We start from the raw sequence: 20,854 nt of genomic DNA, 5'->3' as shown, positions 1-20,854 counted from the left end.
AGGAGCCCGCAGATGAACGACGCGTTCCGTGTGGTGCGCAACGACGAGGAGCAGTACTCCATCATGCCCTCGGACATGATGAACCCGCCCGGCTGGCGGGACGAGGGCACCATCGGCAGCCGGGCCGCCTGCCTCGCCCGCATCGGCGAGGTGTGGACCGACCTGCGGCCGAAGAGCCTGCGGGAGTCCGTGGCAGCCCGCGCCACCTGAGCCGCACGGTCTGAGCCGCACGGTCTGAGCCGCACGGCCTGAGCTGCACGGTCTGAGCCGCACGGTCTGAGCCGCACGGTCTGAGCCGCACGGTCTGAGCTGCACGGCCTGAGCTGCACGGCCTTCGCTGTAAGGCCTGAGCGACACCAACGGGCCGGCACCACCGACGGGAGGAAGCGTCGGGGTGCCGGCCCGTTGTCGTGCGCCGGTGCGGGTCAGTCCGGGGGGATGGCCGACCGGTCCCGGGCACCGATCAGGGCGGTGCTCAGCGTCGCGGACACGGCGCGGGCCTGGGCGAGGGCGTCCTCGATCCGGCCGATCCGTGCGGCCGGGCCGCTGGCCCGGGCGACCTGCACGAGACCGCACAGCTCGTCCAGCAGCTTGGCGACGTGCCGGAGGGCGGCGTCGTCCAGCGGCGGCAGGACCCCGGGCGGCGCGGTCACGCGGACCGGCGGTACAGAGTGCCCTCTTCCCACACCAGGTCGACCTTGTCCCAGCCGATCGCGGTGGCGACGTCGGGGAAGAAGCCGCTGCCGTTGAAGTTGGCGCTCGTGTTGCACAGCACCGGCACGCCGCTGACCTCGTGATACGCCCGGAGGATCGCGGTGAGGTCGGGGTCCTGGGCGGGGCTCACGGTCTGCAGCCGGGCGGTGCCGTCCAGGTGCAGCACGGCCGGGATGCGGTCGACCCACGCCGGGCGCACGTCGTGCTCGAACAGCATGTACGGGTCGGGCGTGCCCGGCGAGAAGATCTCCGGCGCGTGCTCCTCCAGGCAGATCGGCGCCACCGGGCGGAACGGCTCGCGCCGCTTGATGTCGTTGAGCCGGTCCTTCATCGCCGCGTCGACCGGGGCGGCGAGGATGCTGCGGCCGCCCAGGGCCCGCGGGCCGAGCTCGGCGCGGCCGTTCAGGACCACGACCGGCTCGCCCGTGCTGTGCAACAGCCGGCCCAGCTCCGCCGGGGTGCACGGGGCCGCGGACCAGCCCGCCGGGATCTGCGGCGTCGGCTGCAGGCGCGGCCCGGAGCGCACGTGCCAGTCGATGGCCCGCAGGCCGCCGGTGACGCCGAGTTGCGCGCAGGCGGTGCCGATCGCCGAGCCCGAGTCGTCCGGGAACGGCGGCACCCACATGGCGCGGATCATCGGGTGCCCGCGCAGCGCGCTGTTCCACTTGATGTTCAGCGCGCAGCCGCCGGCGAAGCACAGGTTCCAGGGTGCGTCGCCCTTCCACGCCCGGATCTTCGCGGTGACCCGGTGCATCAGCAGTTCCTCGAGGAACTCGTGGACGGTGGCGAGGACGTCCTCGTCGCTGACGCCGAGCCGCTCGACGTCGGCGGCCACGTCGGTGAGGAACGCGTGCACGTAGCCGTGGGACGGCTCGCCGTTGCTGCCGCAGCCGATGATGGCCGCACGGTACTGCCGGACCCGCTCGGTGGGGGCCTCGAAGTGCTCGTCGAAGCGGTCGGCGAGGATGCCCTTCACCGCGTCGTTCGCCGTACCGTAGGCGATGTACGCCATCAGCTTGCCGGCCACCGACAGGTCGTCGACGTTGCGGGACTTGTCCCGCCGCGCGTAGGGGCCCCAGTGCTGCGACGCCATCGAATACGTGTGACCGATCAGCGGGAAGACCTCGCCGCCGGGCTCGATGCGGCCCTGTCCGTCCACACAGTACAGACGCGGGAAGCAGCCGCCGTCCCACACGAGCACCATCGACGGCTCCTGCCGGGCCGCGAACGGGCTGGTGCTGTAGGCGACGGACAGGTGGCTGGCGACGTGGACGAAGCTGGTGAACGGCCGCACGGTGCCGTCGATGTTGAGCTCACCGCGGTGCGCGGGCCGCCCCGGGTCCGGCACCGCGGGCGTCTCCCGGTAGGGCGCGACGGTGAGGTCGACGGCCCCGGCGACGGTCTGCACCTTGATGTGGCCGTTGCGTGCACCGTCCCAGCCGTCGACGACCCAGTGGTCGACGTCGTCCACCCGGTAGCCGTGGTCGGCCAGGATCCGCGGCACCAGCTGCAGGTCGTCGAAGTTGCTGTACCGGGAATTGTTGTCGAGCTTCTGCATCTCGATGTTGAACTCGAGCCGGTCGCCGTCGATGAGGGCGATCCCGCCGCTCTGGGTGAATTTGAGCCCGGCTGTGATCACGAAGACCTCCTGCGCCGTGCCGCGCGGTGCGTTTCGGTGAGAGTGTTCGCCTGGCGTGCGGCACCGCCGACCTTGACCATTGGACCGCCTCCGAGCTTGGGAAATTCCTAAGCCGCGCGACGCACGAGCGCCGTGAGGCGCGGCACGTCGGCGGCGCCGCCCGCGAGCCAGTCGGCGAGCGGCACGTCGGCGCCGCAGCGGTCGCGGATCAGCTCCTGCACCCGCACCGCGCCGAGGGAGTCGCCGCCGAGGGCGAAGAAGTCGGCCGCGTCGTCCACCGCGTCCAACGCGCCGCCGAGGACCTCCGCGACGATCCCGCGCACCGTCTCGCGGAGCTGGTCGGCGGCGAGGAGGTCCCCGACGGGGGTCGCGGCGTCGCCGGCGACCGTGCGGAGGATCCGTCGGTACGTCTCGCCGAGCGCCGCGATCGTCTGCTGCGTGAACAGGTCGGCGGCATAGGTGAGATCGCAGCGCAGCGCGTCGCCGTCGGCGCGGATGTCGAGCTCCAGCTCGTGCCGCGCGTCCTGCCCGCCGGGTTCCAGGTCGAGGGGGCGCAGCCGCAGCGGGCCGGCCTCCTGCGCCGGTTGTGGGGTGTTGTGCACCGTCATCGCGACCCGGAAGAGCGGGTTGCCGCCCCCGGGCCGGTCCGGCGCGACGTGCCGCACGACCGCGTCGAAGGGGACCCGCTGGTGCTCGTACGCCTCCAGGCAGGTCGCCGCGGTGCGGCGCAGCAGGGCGGCGAACGGCTCGTCCGGCACCACCTCGCCGCGCAGGACCACGACGTTGGCGAGGAAGCCGACGAGGTCGCGGACCTCCTCGTCGGGGCGGTTGGCGACCTGCGAGCCGAAGCTCACGTCGGTGCGGCCGGTCCAGCCGGCGAGCAGCACGTGCAGCGCCGCGGCCAGCACCATGAACAGGGTCGCGTCGTGCGCCCGGGCGAGGGCCGCCAGGCCCGCGGCGTGGTCGGCGGGGAGCGTGAGGCGGTGCGTGCGGCCCCGCAGCGGCAGCGGGGCCGGACCGGGCAGGTCGCCCGGCAGCGGGGTGTCGCACAGCCCGTCGAGCCGCTGCCGCCAGTACCCCAGACTCCGCAGCGCGTCGGGTCCCTGCAGCCACTCCTCCTGCCAGCGGGAGTATTCGCCGTGCTGCGGCACCGGCGGCGGCAGGGTGGCGCCGGTCCGGTAGTGCGCGGCGACGTCGGCGGCGAGGACTCCCATGGACCAGCCGTCGACGACGGCGTGATGGAACGTCAGCAGCAGTGCCGCGTCGCCGTCGCCGAGCAGGGCCAGCCGGGCCCGGATGAGCGGCCCCTCGGCGAGGTCGAACGGGCCGTCCGCGGCGGCGAGCCGGCGCAGCCCCTCCCCCGCGGCTGCCGGGTCGAGGCTGGTCAGGTCGTTCACCGGCAGCGGGACCGGCCCCGGCGGGAGAACGACCTGGACGGGGTGCCCGTCGTGCAGGCGCAGGACGGTGCGCAGCACCTCGTGCCGGTGCACGACGGCGGTGAGCGCGGCGTGCAGCGCCGCCACGTCGAGGGGGCCGGTGAGGCGGGTGTGCGCCGTGGTCAGGTAGGCGGTGCCGGTCGGGGCGAGCCGGTCGAGGAACAGCATGGCCCGCTGGCTGCCGGACGCGGGCGCCGGTCCGTCCGGCGGCGTGCCGAGGTCGGCGACGCCGCGCCGCCACGAGGGCGGCCGCAGGCCGGCCCGTTCGTGCGGCGGGAGCGCGGCGACGGCCGCCGCGGTGAGGACCCCGGCGGGGTGGCCGTCCTCGGCGCACTCCCGCCCGTCGAGGAGGCCGGCGAGGGCCGCGACGCTCGGGTGGGCGAACAGCTCCCGCAGGGTCACCTCCACGCCGAGCCGGTGCCGGACGGCGGCGGCCGCGGTGACGGCGAGCAGCGAGTGCCCGCCGCTGGCGAAGAAGTCGTCGTCGATGCCGAGGTCCGCGACGCCGAGCAGACCGGTCCAGATGTCGTGCAGGACCCGCTCGCGTTCGTCGCGTGGGGCCCGCCGCGGCGCGGCCGGCGCGGCGGGGGTGAAGGCGGCGGTCAGGGCGGCGCGGTCGAGCTTGCCGGTGCGGGTCAGCGGCAGCCGGTCGAGCACCACGACGTGCGCGGGCACCAGGAACGGCGGCAGGGTCCGGGCCAGGATCTCCCGCAGCGCCGCGGCGTCCAGCCCGGGGTCGCCCGCGACGTGGGCGACGAGCCGCCGGTCGCCGGCGACCTCGGCGAGGCTGACGGCGCATTCTCCGACCCCGTCGAGGCGGCGCAGCGCGGCCTCGACCTCGCCCGGCTCGACCCGGTGGCCGCGCAGCTTCACCTGCCGGTCGGCGCGGCCGACGAAGACCAGGGCGCCGTCGGCGCGGCGGCGCACGAGGTCGCCGGTGCGGTACAGCCTGCCCCCGGGTTCGGGGCCGAACGGGTCGGGCACGAACCGGTCCGCGGTCGCGGCGGGCCGCCGCAGGTAGCCCCGGGCCACCCCGGCGCCGCCGACGAGCAGCTCACCGACGACACCGACGGGGACGGGCCGCAGGTGCCGGTCCACGACGTACGCGGAGGTCCCGGCGACGGGCAGGCCGATCGGCACGGCGTCGTCGAGGTCGGCGGGGCCGACGACGTGGGCCGCGGCGGTGACCGTGACCTCGGTGGGGCCGTAGGCGTTGACCAGCGACCGCGGCGGGCCGGCGGCGAGGACCCGCCGGATGCGCTCGGGGTCGGGCACGTCACCGCCGAGGACCAGGCACCGGACCCCGTCGAAGGCGGCCGGGTCGGTGTCGGCGACCAGGTGGAACAGGGCCGGGGTCAGCCGCACCACGCTCGCGCCGTGCCCGGTGACCGCCGCCCGGATGGTTGCGGCGTCCAGCGGCTGGTCGGCGGGGACGACGGCGAGGTGGGCGCCGTTGAGCAGCGCCGACCACACCATGACCGTGGTGGTGTCGAACGACGGGTCCGCGGTCAGCAGCACGACGTCGCCGGCCGTCACCGCCGCGTGGTCGCCGGTGACGAGGTTGACGACGCCGCGGTGGGTGACGGCGACGCCCTTCGGCTCGCCGGTCGACCCGGAGGTGTAGACGATGTTCGCCAGTCCGTCCACGAACCCGGCGCCGCGGGGCGCACCGTCTCCGCCGCTGCCGTCGAGGTGGTCCATGGGCAGGATCGGGACGCCGGTGAAGAGGCCGGCGACCGGGGTGGCGCTGAGCACGGCGCGGACCCCGGCGTCGGCGGCGAGGTACCGCAGCCTCGACGGCGGCAGTGACGGGTCGAGCACGAGGTAGCCGCCGCCGGCCTTCAGCACGCCCAGCATCGCCACGACGAGCTCGGGGCAGCGGCCGAGGTGCACTCCGACCGGGTCGTCGGCGCCGACCCCGGCGGACCGCAGCGCCGCGGCGACCCGGGAGGTCTCGGCGTCCAGGTCACGGTAGGTCCACCGCCGGTCCGGGCCGCTGAGCGCGACCGCGTCCGGCCGCAGCGCGACCTGCTCGGCGAACCCGCCGTCCAGGGTCAGCGACGACGTGCGCGGGGGCGGGTTCCAGGTCCGGACGGCGTCGGTGAGCGCGGCCGCCGACATGAGCGGCACCTCGTCGGCGCCGAGGTCGGGGCGGGCCGCCATCGCCCGCAGGACCCGCACCCACGCGTCCAGCATCCGCCGCACCGACGGCTCGTCCCACAGGTCGGTGGCGTACTGCAGCTCCGCGACGAGCGTGCGGCCGGTGTCCACGACGGTGCACGACAGGTCGAACTTCACGGTGTGCCCGGCGCCGTCGCGGGCCCGGACGGTGGCGCCGGGCAGGCCGAAGCCGCGCAGGTCGTCCTCGAGGACCTGGAACAGCACCTGGAAGAGCGGATGCCGGCCGGCGGCGCGGTCACCGGCGGCGGTGACGACGTGGTCGAAGGGCGCGTCCTGGTGCTCGTAGGCGGCGGTGCAGGTGGCGGCGGTGCGCCGCAGCACCTCCCGGAGCGTCGGCGCGCCGCCGAGGTCGGTGCGCAGCGCCAGCATGTTGACGAAGAGCCCGACGATGTCGTGCAGCTCCCGGCGGGGGCGGTTGGCGATCGGGGTGCCGACCACGACGTCGGTCTGCCCGGCCCAGCGGCCGAGCATGACGGTGAAGCCGGCCAGCAGCGTCATGAACAGGGTGACGCCCTCGCCGCGGCTCAGCCCGCGCAGCCGCTCGGCGAGCGCCGGATCGAGCTCCACCCGCACCCCGGCGCCGTGATGGGACTCCTCGGCGGGGCGGCGCCGGTCGGTCGGCAGGTCGAGGGTGGCGGCGCCGTCGAGCCGGTCGCGCCAGTAGGTCAGCTGGTCCTGGACGGCGCCCTGCTCCACGAGGTCGCGCTGCCAGCCGGCGTAGTCGGCGTACTGCAGTGGCAGCGCCGGCAGCCGGTGCGCGACGCCGGCGCTGAGCGCAGTGTAGACGGCGCCGAGCTCGCGGGTGAAGATGCCCAGCGACCAGTCGTCGGTGACGATGTGGTGGAAGGTGAGCGTCAGCACGTGCCGGCGGGCGCCGAGCCGCAGCAGCACGAACCGCGCGAGGGGCAGCCGCCGCAGGTCGAAGGGCGCCGCGACCTCGGCGGCGGCGACCCGGTCCGCCTCGGCCTCCGCCGCGGCCTCGTCGAGCCCGGTGAGGTCGACGTGCCGCAGGTCCGGCTCGGCGGTGTCGTGGACGAGCTGCCGCGCGCCCGTGTCGGTGGCCTCGAACGTGGTCCGCAGCGACTCGTGCCGCTGCACGCAGACGCGCAGCGCCTCGGTGAGGTGACCGGCGTGCAGGGTGCCGTCGATGTCGACCGCACCGCCGAGGTTGTACGTGGCGGTCCCCGGCACCAGCTGCTCGAAGAACCACATGCGGTCCTGCGCCAGCGAGGTCCGGCAGGCAAAGGCGGTCACGGACGGGGTCACAGGCGGGGTCACGGACGGGGTCACGGGCGGCGGTGGCGGGCGACGGGGGTGATCCCGGCGGTGGTGAAGGCCGACGCCGCCGCTGGTGTCGACGGTGCGGCGAGGTCGGCGGCGATCGCGGCGATCGTGGGGTGCCGGAAGAGCGCGGCGAGCGGCAGGTCGACGCCGAGCTTCTCGCCGGTGCGGGCGACGAGCCGCATCGCGAGCAGCGAGTGGCCGCCGAGGGCGAAGAAGTCGTCGTCGACGCCGACCCGTTCGATCCCGAGGACCTCGGCCCACACGTCGGCGAGCTGCTGCTCGATCGGGGTCCGTGGGGCGGTGTACGGCCCGGCGGCGACGGTGACCTCGCTGTCCGGGCGGTCCCGCAGCGCCCGCTCGTCGACCTTGCCGTTGGCGCTGAGCGGCAGCCGGGGCAGCACGACGAACCCGTCGGGGACCATGTACCGCGGCAGCCGCCGGCCGAGCGCGGTGTGCCAGTGCGCCACCGGCGCGTCCTCGGGCCGGTGGCCGGAGGCCAGGTAGGCCACGAGCCGCGGGCCGCCGCCGGGCCCGGGGCGCACGAGGACCGCGACCGCGTCGACGCCGGCGACCTGGCGCACGGCCGCGGCGACCTCGCCGGTCTCGATCCGGTAGCCGCGGAGCTTCACCTGGTTGTCGGCGCGGCCGAGGTACTCCAGAACGGGGTCCGCGCCGACCTGCCGCCAGCGCACGACGTCGCCGGTGCGGTACAGCCGCTGCCCGGCGTGGAACGGGTCGGGCACGAACCGTTCGGCGGTGAGCGCGGGAGCGCCGAGGTAGCCGCGCGCGACGGCGGTGCCGCCGATGTACAGCTCGCCGGGGACGCCGGGCGGCACGAGCCGGTGCCGTTCGTCCAGGACGAGCACCGTGGCGTTGGGGTAGGGGCCGCCGATGAGCGCCCGGTGGTCGCCGGCGCCGGCGGCGTCGACGGTCAGCCACGTCGAGTCGACGGTGGCCTCGGTCAGGCCGTAGGAGTTGACGACGTCGGCGTCCGGGCCGAGCAGGTCGCGCATCGCGGCGAGCTCGTCGCGGTAGACGGTGTCGGAGCCGACGACCATGAGCCGCAGCCCGTCGAGGCGGGCGCCGACGGCCTCGGCGTGCGCGGTGAGCGCCCGCGCGACGGCCGGCACGAACTCGGCGAAGTCGATGCGTTCCCGGCGGATCAGGTCCAGCAGCGCCCGCGGGTCGAGCAGGACCTCACGCGGGCACAGCACGAGCCGCGCGCCGGTGCCGAGTGCCCGCACGAGGTCCCCGGCGAACACGTCGAACCCGAACGCCGCCATCTGCAGCACCGAGGTGACCCGCTGCGGCAGCCGGTACGCCTCGACCCAGCCGTCGAACGCGCTGCGCAGGCCGCGGTGGTGGACCATCACACCCTTCGGCCGCCCGGAGGAGCCGGAGGTGAAGAGCACGTAGGCGAGCGCGTCCGCCGGTACCGTGGCGGCAATGTCCACTGTGGACCAGGTGGCGGCGTCGTCGAGGCACAGCACGGTGCCGGCGGCCGGTGGCAGGTCGGCGAGCCGGGTGCGGGTCGTCAGCACCGCGACGGGCGCGGCGGCGCTGAGGACGTCGGCGCGCCGGGCCGCGGGCCAGCCGGCGTCCAGGGCGGTGAACGCCGCGCCCGCGCGCCACACCCCGAGCACGGCGGCGACCGTGTCGGCGGACCGGTCCAGCAGGATGGCGACGACGTCATCAGCGCCGACGCCGGCGGCGTGGAGGGCACCCGCGATCCGGCCCGCGCGCTCCCACAACTGCGCGTAGGTCAGGGTCGTGGTGCCGTCGGTGACGGCCGGGGCCGCGGGCACCCGGCGCACCTGCTCCTCGACGGCGGACAGGACCGTTGCGGCACGGTCGCCGCCGGTGGGGTTGCCACGCCCGGCGGCCAGCAGGTGCGCCTCCTCGCCGGCGGCGAGGACGGGCACGTCCGCGACCCGCAGCGCGGGGTCGGCGGCGACGGCGGCGAGCACGCCCTGGAAGCGTTCGGCCAGCAGCCGGGCGGTCCGCTGGTCGTAGAGGTCGGTGCTGTACTCGAGCTCGCCCTCGATGCCGGCGGCCGGGCCGCGCTCCCGCAGCGAGAAGGTGAGGTCGAACTTCGCGGTCGTCGACGGGTGCGGCTCCTCGCGCAGCGTGAGCCCGTCGAGGGTGATGTCGACCGGGGTGGTGTTCTCCAGCGACAGCATCACCTGGAAGAGCGGGTGCCGGGACGCGACGCGGGGCGGGTTCAGCGCCTCGACGAGCCGTTCGAAGGGCAGGTCCTGGTTGGCGTAGGCGGCAAGGTTCCAGTCCCGGACCCGGCCGAGCAGCTCGGTGAACGTAGGGTCGCCGGAGGTGTCGGTGCGCAGCACGAGGGTGTTGACGAAGAACCCGACGAGCTGGTCGAGGGCCGGGTCGGTCCGGCCGGCGACGGGACTGCCGACGGGCACGTCGGTGCCGGCGCCGAGGCGGGTGAGCAGCACCGCGAGGGCGGCCTGCAGCAGCATGAACACGCTGGCGTCGCCGGCGCGGGCGAGGGTCTCGAGGCGGGCGTGCAGCGCGGCGGGGATCTCGAAGGCGACGGTGGCGCCGTCGTAGCTGGGCTCCGGCGGGCGGGGCCGGTCGGCGGGCAGGATCAGCTCGCCCGGCAGCCCGTCCAGGGCCTGCCGCCAGAAGGTGAGCTGGCGGGCGGCTTGGCTGTCGGGATCGTCCTCGCGGCCGATGAGCCGGCGCTGCCACACGGCGTAGTCGCCGTACTGCACCGGCAGCGGCGCCCAGCCGGGCGCCCGGCCGTCGCGCCGGGCGGCGTAGGCGACGGCGAGGTCCCGGGCGAGGGGCTCCATCGACCAGGCGTCGCCGGCGACGTGGTGCACGACGACGGTGACGACGTGCTCGTCGGCGGCCACCGCGAACACCCACACCCTGATGGGCGCCTCGGCGGCGAGGTCGAAGGCGTACTCCCCGGCCGCGGCGACGGCGGCGGGGACACCGTCGCGCTCGACGTCGACGACGGTGACCTCGGCGGGCAGCGTGCCGGGCGCCGCGATCCGCTGCCGGGCGCCGCCGTCGCTGTCGTCGGCCGGGCCGGGCTCGACGGTGGTGCGCAGCGTCTCGTGCCGGGTCGCGAGGTCGCCGAACGCCTGGCGCAGCGCGGTGACGTCGAGGGGGCCGGTGAGCCGCAGCGACATGGCCATGTTGTAGGTGGAGCTCGCGCCGAAGAGCCGGTGCAGGAACCACAGGCGTTGCTGGCCGTAGGACAGCGGCGCCGCCTGCCGGTCCGATGTGGACAGTGCCACGAGCGCCGGGCGGTCCGACCCGGTCAGGGACGCGACGGTGCGGGCGACGCCCGCGACGGTGGGGGCCTCGAACAGTGCGCGGACCGGCAGCTCGACGCCGAACGCGGACCGCACCCGCCCGACGAGCCGGGTGGCGATCAGCGAGTGACCGCCCAGGGCGAAGAAGTCGTCGTCGACGCCGATGTCGTCGCGGCCGAACAGGTCGGTCCAGAGCGCCAGCATCTGTCGTTCTGCGGGGGTACGGGCGGCGCGCCCGACGCTGCGGGCCGCCGGCTCCAGCGGCAGGGCGGCGAGCGCCTGCCGGTCGGTCTTGCCGCTGGTGAGCTGCGGCAGGGCGGGCACGGCGACGAACCGGGTGGGCAGCATCGCCGGCGGGAGCCGGTCGCTGAGCCGACGCAGCAGCGCCGCCGGGTCGGCCATGACGGCCGGGTCGGCGGCGAGGTAGGCGATGAGCTGCCGGTCCTCGCCGGCGGTGCGGATGAGCACGGCGGCGTCGGCGACCTCCGGCAGCGTGCGCAGCACCGCCTCGACCTCGCCCGGCTCGACCCGCACGCCGCGGACCTTGACCTGCGCGTCGGTGCGGCCGATGAACTCGAGGTCGCCGGCGGCGTCGCGGCGCACGAGGTCACCGGTGCGGTACATGCGCGTGCCGGACGGGCCGAACGGGTCGGGCCCGAAGGCGGCGGCGGTCAGGTCGGGCCGGTTGAGGTAGCCGCGGCCGAGGCCGGCGCCGGCGATGTACAGCTCGCCGACGGCACCCGGCCCGACGTCGCGCAGGTCGCGGTCCAGGACGTACAGCCGGGCGCCGGTGACGGGCCCGCCGATCGGCGCGGTCGTGGTGCCCGGGTCGGGGCGGCAGTGCCAGAACGTCGACTCGATCGAGCACTCCGTCGGCCCGTAGAGGTTGTACAGCGGCGCGGCCAGGACCGTGAAGTACCGCTGGACGAGCCCGACCGGCAGCGTCTCCCCGCCGCACAGGACGTGCCGCAGCGTCGCGCACGCGCCGGCGCCGGGCTCGTCGAGGAACTCCCGCAGGGTGCTGGGCACGAACTGCACGGACGTGACCCCGGCCCGCTGGATGAGCGACACCAGGTAACGCGGGTCGTGGTGCCCGTCGGGCGCGGCGACGACGAGGACGGCGCCGACGGTCAGCGGCCAGAAGAGCTCGTGCACCGACGGGTCGAAGGTCAGCGGCGTCTTGAGCATGGTGCGGTCGCGGCCGTCCAGCGGCTGCTCCCGCTGCCACCAGCGCAGCGTGTTGACGATCCCGGCGTGCGGCACGACGACGCCCTTGGGCCGGCCGGTCGAGCCGGACGTGTAGATGACGTACGCCGGGTGCGCCGGCAGCAGGCCGCGTTCGGCGTCGCCGACGGGCGCCGCGGCGGCGGCGAGGCTCGCCCGCACCGCCGGGTCGTCCAGGACCACGACGTGCCGACCGGGTCCGGCGGGCACGACGGCGGCGGCCGCGGCGACGGTGAGGACCACGACCGGCCGGGCGTCGTCGAGCAGCACCCCGACGCGGTCGGCGGCGTGGTCGGTGTCCACCGGCAGGAACGCCGCGCCGGCCTTGCCGGCCGCGAGCGCACCGACGACGAGGTCGGTGGAGCGGGGCAGGGCGAGCGCGACGATACGTTCGGGGCCGGCTCCGTGCGAGCGCAGCAGCCGGGCCAGCCGGTCGGCGCGGGCGTCGAGCTCGGCGTAGCTGAGGACCTCGTCGCCGCACATCAGCGCCATCGCGTCGGGCGTCCGCCGGGCCTGCGCCTCGAACAGCCCCGGCAACGTTTCCTCCGCCGCGGGCTGGGTCTCGGGCTGGGTCTCGGGCTGGGCCGGCAGCAGCAACGGCCGGACCGGTGCCTCGGGGTCCCGCAGCAGGTCCTGCAGGAGCTGCTCGTAGCGGTGCAGGTGGCCGCGGATCGTCGCCCCGTCGAACAGCTCGGCGTCGTATTCGCAGGTGATGATGTGCTGCCCGGGCATCGCGAGGATGTCGACCTCGAAGTCCGCCTTGGAGAACCGGCGGGTGGTCCGCAGCAGCGCCAGGTCCAGGCCCGGCACCTCCGGGATGCGCAGCGGCCGGTCGAGGTTGAAGAACGAGCCGAAGATCCGCTCCCCCGGCGCCAGGCTGACCGGCAGCCGGTCCCGGACGGCCCGCACGGAGAAGCCCGGATGCTGGTAGTCCTCGACGAGCGCGCGCTGCACGGCCCGCAGGTGCTCCTGCACGGTGCCGTCCTGCGGCACGCGGCTGAGCACGGGCAGCACGGTGCTGCAGTTGCCGACGAGGTGGGTGCCGCCGGGCAGGTCCCGCTGCGCCAGCGGCACCCCCACGACCAGGGCGCCCTGGCCGCTGAGCTGGTGCAGCAGCCCGGCGTAGGCGGCGAAGAGGACGGTGAACGGGGTGCAGCCGAGCGCCGGTGCGCGCGCCGTGACGAGGGCGGACACCGCCGCGGACAGGGCGTGCTCGACGCGGCCGCCGGCCCGGGCGGTCTTCGCCGAGCGGGGCCGCTGCGACGGCAGCCGCAGGACCGGGAACCCGTCGGCGAACCGCCGGTCCCAGTGCGCGGTGTCGGCCGCACCCTCGGGGCCGCCGGCGCGCCGGCGCAGGTGCTCGACGTAGTCGCGGAAGTGCGGCGCGGGCGGCTGGGCCGGGCGGGTGCCGTCGCGGTGCGCCGGGTAGAGGGCGAGCAGCTCGTCGATGAGCACGCCGAAGGACCAGCCGTCGATGACGCTGTGGTGCACGGCGAGGTGCAGGTGGTGCAGCTGCGGCTCCAGGCGCAGCAGGTGCGCCCGGAAGAGCGGCCCGGCGGCGAGGTCGTAGGCGTCGCCGGCCCGTTCGTCCAGCCACGCTTCCAGCCCGCCCGGGTCGGCGGTGAGGTCGACCAGCGGCACGGCGGGGGCGGCCGGCGGCAGGACGCGCTGGCTGCCGCCGTCGGTGGCGAACACCGTGCGGAGGCTGTCGTGGCGGGCGACGACGTCGGTGAGGGCGGCGCGCAGCGCGGGCTCGTCCAGGGGTCCGCGCATCACGATCATCACGGACTCGTTGTAGGCACGGGAGTGATCGGCGCTCATCTGGTCCAGGAACCAGATGTCGCGCTGCGCGTCGCTGAGCGGATACGGCCCGGCCGGCGCCTCGGGCGGCGCGGCGTTCACGGGCGCGGGTGCGATGGTGGTCGGGGGCGCGGGTGCGGCGGCGCTGAGCACCGCGGGCGTGGCGGTGAGGGGCACCGCAGGCGTGGCGGTGAGGGGCACCGCGGGCGTGGCAGCGCTGGGCACGGCGGGCGTGGCGGTGAGGGGTGCGGCGGCCGTGGCTGGTGCGGGCGCGGCGGTGAGCAGCGCATGGGCCTGGCTCATCACCCGCAGGTGCACGTCGAGCATGCGCAGGACCGGGTCGGCCTGCTGCACCTGGCGGGGACGATCGTCCACAGTGTCCGGACCTCTCCGTGGTGGCACCGCGACGGGCCCGGCAGCGGGCGCCGCCCACGGCCGGGCGAGCGGCTCAGCCGGCCACCGCACGGAGCAGGTGACCGGCCTGGCACCACGTGTTCCCCGCCGGAGCGTCACCCGGCCCGGCGGGGAACACGTTGCGGCCATCAGACCGCAGCCGCCGACCCCCGCTCAAGTCGAGGGCGGCAGCACTAGGCGAATCGCTAGGCCCGCCTCCCGGCACGCCGCCGGAGGCCGTGACCGGCCCGCCACGGCGGTACCGTCGCGCGGACAGCTGCCGAGAGGATGGACTGAAGGCGACGCCGATGACCCGATCCGGAATCGATCCGCACCAGGCCGCCGGGCCGGTGCCGCTGCGGCGCAACCGCGACTTCGGCATCTTCTGGACCGTGCAGGCCCTGTCGACGTTCGGCAGCTCCTTCTCGCTCGTCGCGATCCCGCTGCTGGTGCTGCACGCGACCGGTTCGGTGGCACAGATGGGGCTCATCACCGGCCTCGCCGGGGCCGGCACCGTCGCCAGCGGCCTGTTCGCGGGCGTCCTCGTCGACCGGGTCGACCGGCGGCGGCTGATGATCTGGTGCGACCTGGCCCGCCTGCTGCTCTACGCGGCGGTGCCGGCGGTCTGGTGGACGGCCGGCGAGCAGCTGTGGCTGCTGTACCCGGTGATCGCGGCCGCCGCCGTGTTCACGATGGTGTTCGACGTCGCCTGCTCCGCGGCGGTGCCGAACATCGTCTCGCGGGAGCAGATCACCGCCGCCAACAGCCGGCTGCAGGCCACGTACGGCGCGGGCTTCGTGCTCGGGCCGATGGCCGCCGGCCTGATCGCCGGGCTGGCCGGGCCGGTGACCGCGATCGCCGTGGACGCCGCGACGTTCGGCGTGTCGGTGGTGGGACTGCTGCTGATCCGGCTGCGCCCATCGACCACTGATCCCGCTGCCGGGCCGGCGGCGGCCGTGTGGCGGGACCTGGCCGTCGGGGTGCGGTTCCTGTGGCACACCCCGGTCCTGCGGGCCATCACCCTGCTCTACACCCCGGTCACCTTCCTCAGCCTCGGCCTGGTCGACGTCTTCATCTACTACGTGCGGCACGACCTCGGTCAGGGCGACCGGGTCGTCGGCGGGCTGCTCGGCGCGGCCAGCGTCGGCGCGATCGTGGCCGCGCTGATCACCCCCGCGGTCCGCCGGCGGCTCGGGTTCGGCCCGGCGTGGCTCGCCGCGTACCTCGCCTGCGGGGTCGCCATCGCGGCCGCCGGGCTGGTGTTCAACCTGGTCGTGGTCGTCGTCGCGGCGGTGGCGTTCGCGTTCGGGGAGACGATGGCGGCGATCAGCTCAGCGTCGCTGCGCCAGACGGTCACCCCAGACCACCTCCTCGGAAGGGTGACGGCCGGGTTCTGGATGGTCCACCACGCGTTCGGGCCGGTCGGCGCGCTGGTGCTCACCGCCTCGGTGGCGCACGTGGGGGTGCACGGCCCGCTCATCGCGGTCGGGGTATCGTTCCTGGTGGTGGTCGCCGCCGGGCTGTGCACCCCACTGCGGTCCAGGCACCTCACCCCCGCGCGGTTCCCCGCGCCCGCCCCCGCCGACCGATGATCGAGATCTGGCGTCACGCCACACGTTGTGTGCGGATCCCGGTGGACAGGGCACATCGCTGGCTACGCTCCGGCGGTGTCGACCATGCGACTCATGGTGCTCGGCCTGGTGTCATCGCTCCAGCCGGTGCACGGTCATGACATCCGCCGCGGGCTGTTGGCCTATGACGGACGACCAGCGATGAGCGTCCCTGCGGGATCGATCTACCACGCGCTGCGCAAGCTCACCGAAGAGGGCCTGCTGGAGCCGGTGAACACGGAACGCAACGGCGGACGGCCCGAGCGCACCACCTACCGGACCACGCCGGCAGGCATGCGGGAGTTCCGGGTGCTGCTGCGGCGGTACTGGTGGCAGTACCAGCTGCCGAGCGACCCGTTCCTCTCGGCGCTGTCGTTCCTGCCGGCGCTGCCGCGCGCCGAGGCGGTGCGGGCGCTGCGGACCCGGGCCGGGATCCTGTGGTCCCATGCCGAGCAGCAGCGCCGCGACCTCGAGGAGGGTGCCGCCGGCCGGCCCGAGCACGTCGACTGGCAGCTGGAGCGGGCCCTGCGGTGGTTCGAGTGCGAGGCCGACTGGTGCGTGGAGATCGCCGGACGCATCGAGGACGGTATGGGCGTGCACGACGCCGAACTGGCGCCGGACCTGCCCGCTGATCCTGCCGAAACGGCACCGGACACACTGGAGGGCACGCGAGCGGGTCATGATCCCCGTCCGCGACGCCGCCCCGCGGCGGGCAGCCGCGCGACCGCGCCGGCCTGACCGCCGTCCGTAGCCACCGAGGAGCCGCATGCCAGCCGTCCAGATCAGCTGTCCCCCGGGCGGCGCCCGACTCCTCGGAGTCGGCGCCTACCGCCCCGACCGGGTGGTGACCAACGACGAGGTCTGTGGTCCGATCGACTCCTCGGACGAGTGGATCCGGCAACGGTCGGGGATCGTGTCGCGCCGCCACGCCCGGCCGGACGAGACCGTGGCCAGCATGGCGACCGCCGCCGCCAAGGACGCGCTCGCCTTCGCCGGGGTGCCCGCCGACCGGGTCGACACGGTGATCGTCGCGTCGATGTCCAACCTCCAGCAGTCCCCGCCGATCGCGCCGGAGATCGCGCACCGCACCGGCGCGGTGGCCGCCGCCGCCCTGGACGTCGGTGCCGCCTGCTCCGGCTTCTGCCACGGTCTCGCCGTCGCCGACGCCCTCGTGCGGGCCGGGACGGCAGGGTACACGCTGGTCATCGGCGCGGAGCGGATGACCGACATCATCGACCCGCGGGACCGCTCCACCGCCTTCCTGTTCGGCGACGGCGCCGGAGCCGTGCTCATCGGCCCCGACGCCAGGCCGCGGATCGGGCCGGTCGTGTGGGGCTCCGACGGGGCCCGCAGCGGCCTCATCGCGCACACCGACTCCTGGCTCGCCGTCCGCGACAAGCCCGACTTCTGGCCGACCATGCGCATGGCCGGTCAGGAGGTGTTCCGCTGGGCGATCCAGAAGATCGCACCGACCGCCCGCGCCGCCGTCGAGGCGGCCGGGCTCGGCGTGGCGGACCTAGCCGCGTTCGTGCCGCACCAGGCGAACCTGCGCATCGTCGACAAGCTCGCGGCAGCGCTGCGGCTGCCCGACGCCGTGCGGGTCGCCCGCGACGTCGTCACGGCCGGCAACACCTCCGCCGCGTCGATCCCACTCGCCCTGCACGCCATGCTCACCGGCGACGCGCCGGCCCCGTCCGGTCCGGCGCTGCTCACCGGTTTCGGCGCCGGGCTCTCCTATGCCGCGCTCGTCGTCGAACTCCCCTGACCCGCCCCTCCCCTCGCAAGGAGCTGCCCATGACCAGACGACTGTTCACGTCCGAGTCGGTCACCGAAGGACACCCGGACAAGATCGCCGACCAGATCAGCGACGGCGTCCTGGACGCCCTGCTGGCCCAGGACCCGCGCAGCCGGGTCGCGGTCGAGACCCTCATCACCACCGGCCAGGTCCACCTCGCGGGTGAGGTGACCACGGCCGGCTACGCGGACGTCCCGGCGATCGTGCGGGAGGTCATCCTCGGCATCGGCTACGACTCGTCCGCGAAGGGCTTCGACGGTGCGTCCTGCGGCGTCAGCGTCTCCCTCGGCGCGCAGTCACCCGACATCGCGCAGGGCGTCGACACCGCGCTGGAGCGGCGGGTCGGCGACACCGGCGACGATCTGGACGGCCAGGGCGCCGGAGACCAGGGCATGATGTTCGGCTTCGCGTGCGGCGAGACGCCGGAGTTGATGCCGCTGCCGATCGCGCTGGCGCACCGCCTCGCGCTGCGCCTGGCCGCGGTGCGCAAGGACGGCACCATGCCGTACCTGCGCCCCGACGGCAAAACGCAGGTCACGATCGAATACGACGGGCACCGCCCCGTGCGGGTCGACACGATCGTGGTGTCGACGCAGCACGCCGGCGACGTCGACCTCGACGCGCTGCTCGCCCCGGAGATCAAGGCCAACGTCGTCGACCCGGAGCTGGCGCTGCTGGGCCTGGACCACGAGGGCTACCGCCTGCTGGTCAACCCGACCGGCCGCTTCGAGATCGGCGGCCCGATGGGCGACGCCGGCCTCACCGGCCGCAAAATCATCGTTGACACGTACGGCGGCTACGCCCGCCACGGCGGCGGCGCGTTCTCCGGCAAGGACCCGTCGAAGGTCGACCGCTCCGCGGCGTACGCGATGCGCTGGGTCGCCAAGAACGTCGTGGCCGCGGGCCTCGCCGAGCGCTGCGAGGTGCAGGTCGCCTACGCCATCGGCACCGCCCAGCCGGTCAGCACGTTCGTGGAGACGTTCGGGACCGAGACGGTGCCGGTCGAGCGGATCGAGGCCGCGATCCGGCAGGTCTTCGACCTGCGCCCGGCCGCGATCGTGCGGGACCTGGACCTGCTGCGGCCCATCTACCGCGAGTCCGCCGCGTACGGTCACTTCGGCCGCGAACTGCCGCAGTTCACGTGGGAGAGCACCGACCGGGCCGACGCCCTCAAGGCCGCCGCCACGTCCTGAAGACTGGTGCTTTCACCAGACCCGTACGTGCGCACGCCGTAGCGTTCGGTGGCGGGCGTCATGCACACTGCGTTCATGGGTCGCAGCGAACCACGTCGATTCCTGCTCGTCGTGGTGTGCATGGCGCTCGTCAGCACCAGCGCCTGCACCCCGGACCAGGACGGCTCGGCCGCCAAGGTGCCCTCCTACGCGAAGCCGCCCCGCAGTTTCGCCGACGTGCTCGACCAATCCGGCGACCGGGCGGTCAAGGCCGACCAGCACAGCCTCACGCTGTCGCACAGCTCGACGTCCGCACGCGTCACCGACGACCTCGGCCAGGGCGTCGTGCTGCACGACGGCGCCGTGACCCTCACCGCGCGCACCACCGGCAAGGGCGGCGGCGGCACCGCGGCGAAGGGCGTCGTCGTCTTCCGCGACGCCGTGAGCGGCACCGACGTCGCCGAGCAGGTGCTCGCACCGGAGGCGGCGCGCATCTTCTACGTCGTCAAGAGCGCCGCGGCGCCGACATCGTTCGACACCACGGTCTCCGGCGCCACCGCGCAGCTCGCCGGCGGCGGCGTCGTGCTGCGGTCGAAGGACAAGACCGTCGGCGCGATCCCGCCCTCATGGGCGTACGACGCCAACGGCAAGCTCGTCCCGTCGCACTACGAGGTGCACGGCGGCACCGTCCGCCTGGTCGTGGAGCACCGCGCCGCCGGGGTCGCGTACCCCGTCGTCGCCGACCCGCCGTTCATCCTCGGCGCCGGCGGCCGGCTCGTCGGCGCCCAGCTCCTCGGCGGGGTCTTCGAGTGGGTGGCGCTCGCCGCGATCACCTGGGGCGTGGTCAAGTTCGACTCCAACGGCTGCCTGACGCTGAGCACGTTCGCGTCCTGCGTCCTGCACCCGCTGCAGCACGACTGGGGCAACAAGGCCGCCCCGAAGGCGTCCCAGTTCGACGCGAAGATGCCCGGCCTGAAGGGCAAGCGGCTGCCGGACGCCCAGACCAGGCTCAACCAGCTGGGCCTGCGCAACATCCACCTCGTCGACGACACCGGCCAGGACCGCCGCGTGCTGGACCCGAAGAACTGGGTGGTCGCGTCGCAGACCCCGGCCGAGGGCACGACGGTGCACGCCAACACCGAGCTCACCCTGCGCGTGCGCAAACCCTCCGACGGCGAGGGCGGCGCAAGCGGCGGCGCCGGCACGGTGCCGGACGTCATGTGCATGAACCTGCAGGAGGCGCAGGACAAGCTCAAGGACGCCGGCTACCCCACCGACTCCAAGGACCACACCTCGCAGGGACGGCGGCAGGTCCTGGACCGCAACTGGCTGGTCGTGGCGCAGTCACCGAAGGCGGGCACCGCGGCGGCGAAGGACACCCACGTCAAGGTGGAGGTCGTCAAGTACGGCGAGCCGACCGGCTCGTCGGGCTGCAAGAGCTGAGGTCAGCGGGTCGCATACAGCAGATGCCTGCTCGAACCGACCGTCGAGCCTCTCTCGTCGAGGCGGCCGAGGACCACCGCGCGCAGGGCGCCGCCCAGCCCTCAGTGGACGTGTTCTCTGCACAGGCGCGCACCAGCGATGCCGAGTCGCCGCCGGAGACAATGACTATCTTCGCTCGGTCGGAGCGTGGGATCCGCGGCTACGCGCGTGCACCGGCCCGGCGCCGATACGCAGCGAGCCCGGGACCCTCTGCGGATACTCCGGTGGACACGCACTGCGGCAAAGCTGTAGAGGGGCAACGCACGACCGGCACCATGAGCGGGACCAAGATCGGCGTCTGGCAGGCAGCTGCTCTACCTGCGGACCCGTGGATCTGCGAGCACGCCGGCGACCACGGCGGTCATCCCGTCGGCACACAGCGTTGGCGCACCGACGATGAACTCCTCCCGTTCGATCCACTCGACGGTCACGACCCCTGGCGCCGCCAGGATCCCCTGGTCGAGCTGCAGCGACGCGCGGTCGTCGTAGTACCCGCGAGCGGTGTCACCGACCCAGAGCGACCAGTGGTAGCCGGCAGCACCCGATCGACGGGCCGTCGCCGAGAGCGGATCGGCCTTGAGATCGCCGGAGCCCAGCAGTTCGGCGACCGTCATTGGTGCGAGGTCCGGACGGGCCGCCTGCACCACCACGTCCAGCACCTGCTCCAGGTGGACCGCGCAGGTGCAACGCCCGCGCTCCGGGGGCGTCCAGTCGTCGGCCATCACCGCACCCTATGTCACGATGTACCCACCATTGCGGGCGCATGGGTGCGGGAGGCGCGGCGCTCGGCGATGCCCGCGCCGCGCACGGCGCAGGCGCCAAAGCTTGATCCGGTCC

At 74.7% G+C, this 20,854-nt stretch carries 11 protein-coding genes; 6 read left to right on the top strand and 5 right to left on the bottom strand.

Features of this window, described 5'->3' with window-relative positions; translation table 11 throughout:
• Positions 1 to 12 precede the first annotated feature (12 nt).
• Positions 13 to 210, top strand: a complete 198-nt coding sequence (locus Dsi01nite_RS53215) for an MbtH family protein (RefSeq protein ID WP_203854175.1) — start codon at positions 13 to 15, stop codon at positions 208 to 210.
• Between the two features lie 215 nt (positions 211 to 425).
• On the opposite strand, the gene Dsi01nite_RS53210 is transcribed toward Dsi01nite_RS53215, so the two are convergent.
• The 4 genes from Dsi01nite_RS53210 to Dsi01nite_RS53195 all read right to left on the bottom strand — a co-directional run bounded on the left by Dsi01nite_RS53210 (position 426) and on the right by Dsi01nite_RS53195 (position 13,940).
• Positions 426 to 653, bottom strand: coding sequence for a hypothetical protein (locus Dsi01nite_RS53210; RefSeq protein ID WP_203854174.1), 228 nt, complete (start codon positions 651 to 653; stop codon positions 426 to 428).
• Positions 650 to 2,353, bottom strand: a complete 1,704-nt coding sequence (locus Dsi01nite_RS53205; protein WP_203854173.1) for a carbamoyltransferase N-terminal domain-containing protein — start codon at positions 2,351 to 2,353, stop codon at positions 650 to 652. The genes Dsi01nite_RS53210 and Dsi01nite_RS53205 overlap by 4 nt, the downstream gene beginning before the upstream one ends.
• Positions 2,354 to 2,460: 107 nt before the next feature.
• A complete protein-coding gene (locus Dsi01nite_RS53200; protein ID WP_203854172.1) occupies positions 2,461 to 7,224 on the bottom strand; it encodes a non-ribosomal peptide synthetase in 4,764 nt (1,587 codons plus the stop codon).
• A gap of 32 nt (positions 7,225 to 7,256) precedes the next feature.
• Complete coding sequence (locus Dsi01nite_RS53195) at positions 7,257 to 13,940, bottom strand: non-ribosomal peptide synthetase (protein WP_203854171.1); 6,684 nt, start codon at positions 13,938 to 13,940, stop codon at positions 7,257 to 7,259.
• A 326-nt stretch (positions 13,941 to 14,266) separates the two neighbouring features.
• Between Dsi01nite_RS53195 and Dsi01nite_RS53190 the strand changes: the two genes are divergently transcribed.
• From Dsi01nite_RS53190 to Dsi01nite_RS53170, 5 genes are all read left to right on the top strand, one after another.
• A complete protein-coding gene (locus tag Dsi01nite_RS53190) occupies positions 14,267 to 15,550 on the top strand; it encodes an MFS transporter (protein WP_203854170.1) in 1,284 nt (427 codons plus the stop codon).
• An 84-nt stretch (positions 15,551 to 15,634) separates the two neighbouring features.
• Complete coding sequence (locus tag Dsi01nite_RS53185) at positions 15,635 to 16,306, top strand: PadR family transcriptional regulator (RefSeq protein ID WP_239137131.1); 672 nt, start codon at positions 15,635 to 15,637, stop codon at positions 16,304 to 16,306.
• A gap of 28 nt (positions 16,307 to 16,334) precedes the next feature.
• The gene (locus Dsi01nite_RS53180; RefSeq protein WP_203854168.1) at positions 16,335 to 17,333 is read left to right on the top strand and encodes a beta-ketoacyl-ACP synthase 3; all 999 of its coding nucleotides are present in this window, start codon (positions 16,335 to 16,337) and stop codon (positions 17,331 to 17,333) included.
• Between the two features lie 29 nt (positions 17,334 to 17,362).
• Positions 17,363 to 18,556 carry a methionine adenosyltransferase gene (gene metK / locus Dsi01nite_RS53175; protein WP_203854167.1) on the top strand — a complete coding sequence of 398 codons (1,194 nt, stop codon included), beginning with the start codon at positions 17,363 to 17,365 and terminating at the stop codon, positions 18,554 to 18,556.
• 75 nt (positions 18,557 to 18,631) lie between these two features.
• Positions 18,632 to 19,978 carry a PASTA domain-containing protein gene (locus tag Dsi01nite_RS53170; RefSeq protein WP_203854166.1) on the top strand — a complete coding sequence of 449 codons (1,347 nt, stop codon included), beginning with the start codon at positions 18,632 to 18,634 and terminating at the stop codon, positions 19,976 to 19,978.
• A 353-nt stretch (positions 19,979 to 20,331) separates the two neighbouring features.
• Here the strand turns inward: Dsi01nite_RS53170 and Dsi01nite_RS53165 are convergent, their stop codons facing one another.
• Positions 20,332 to 20,739, bottom strand: a complete 408-nt coding sequence (locus tag Dsi01nite_RS53165) for a hypothetical protein (protein WP_203854165.1) — start codon at positions 20,737 to 20,739, stop codon at positions 20,332 to 20,334.
• Positions 20,740 to 20,854: the final 115 nt, after the last annotated feature.

The sequence above is a fragment of the Dactylosporangium siamense genome (genome assembly GCF_016862795.1).
GTDB lineage: Bacteria > Actinomycetota > Actinomycetes > Mycobacteriales > Micromonosporaceae > Dactylosporangium > Dactylosporangium siamense.
The sequence above is the reverse complement of the archived record's forward strand: the minus strand, read 5'-3'. Positions and strand labels throughout refer to the sequence as shown.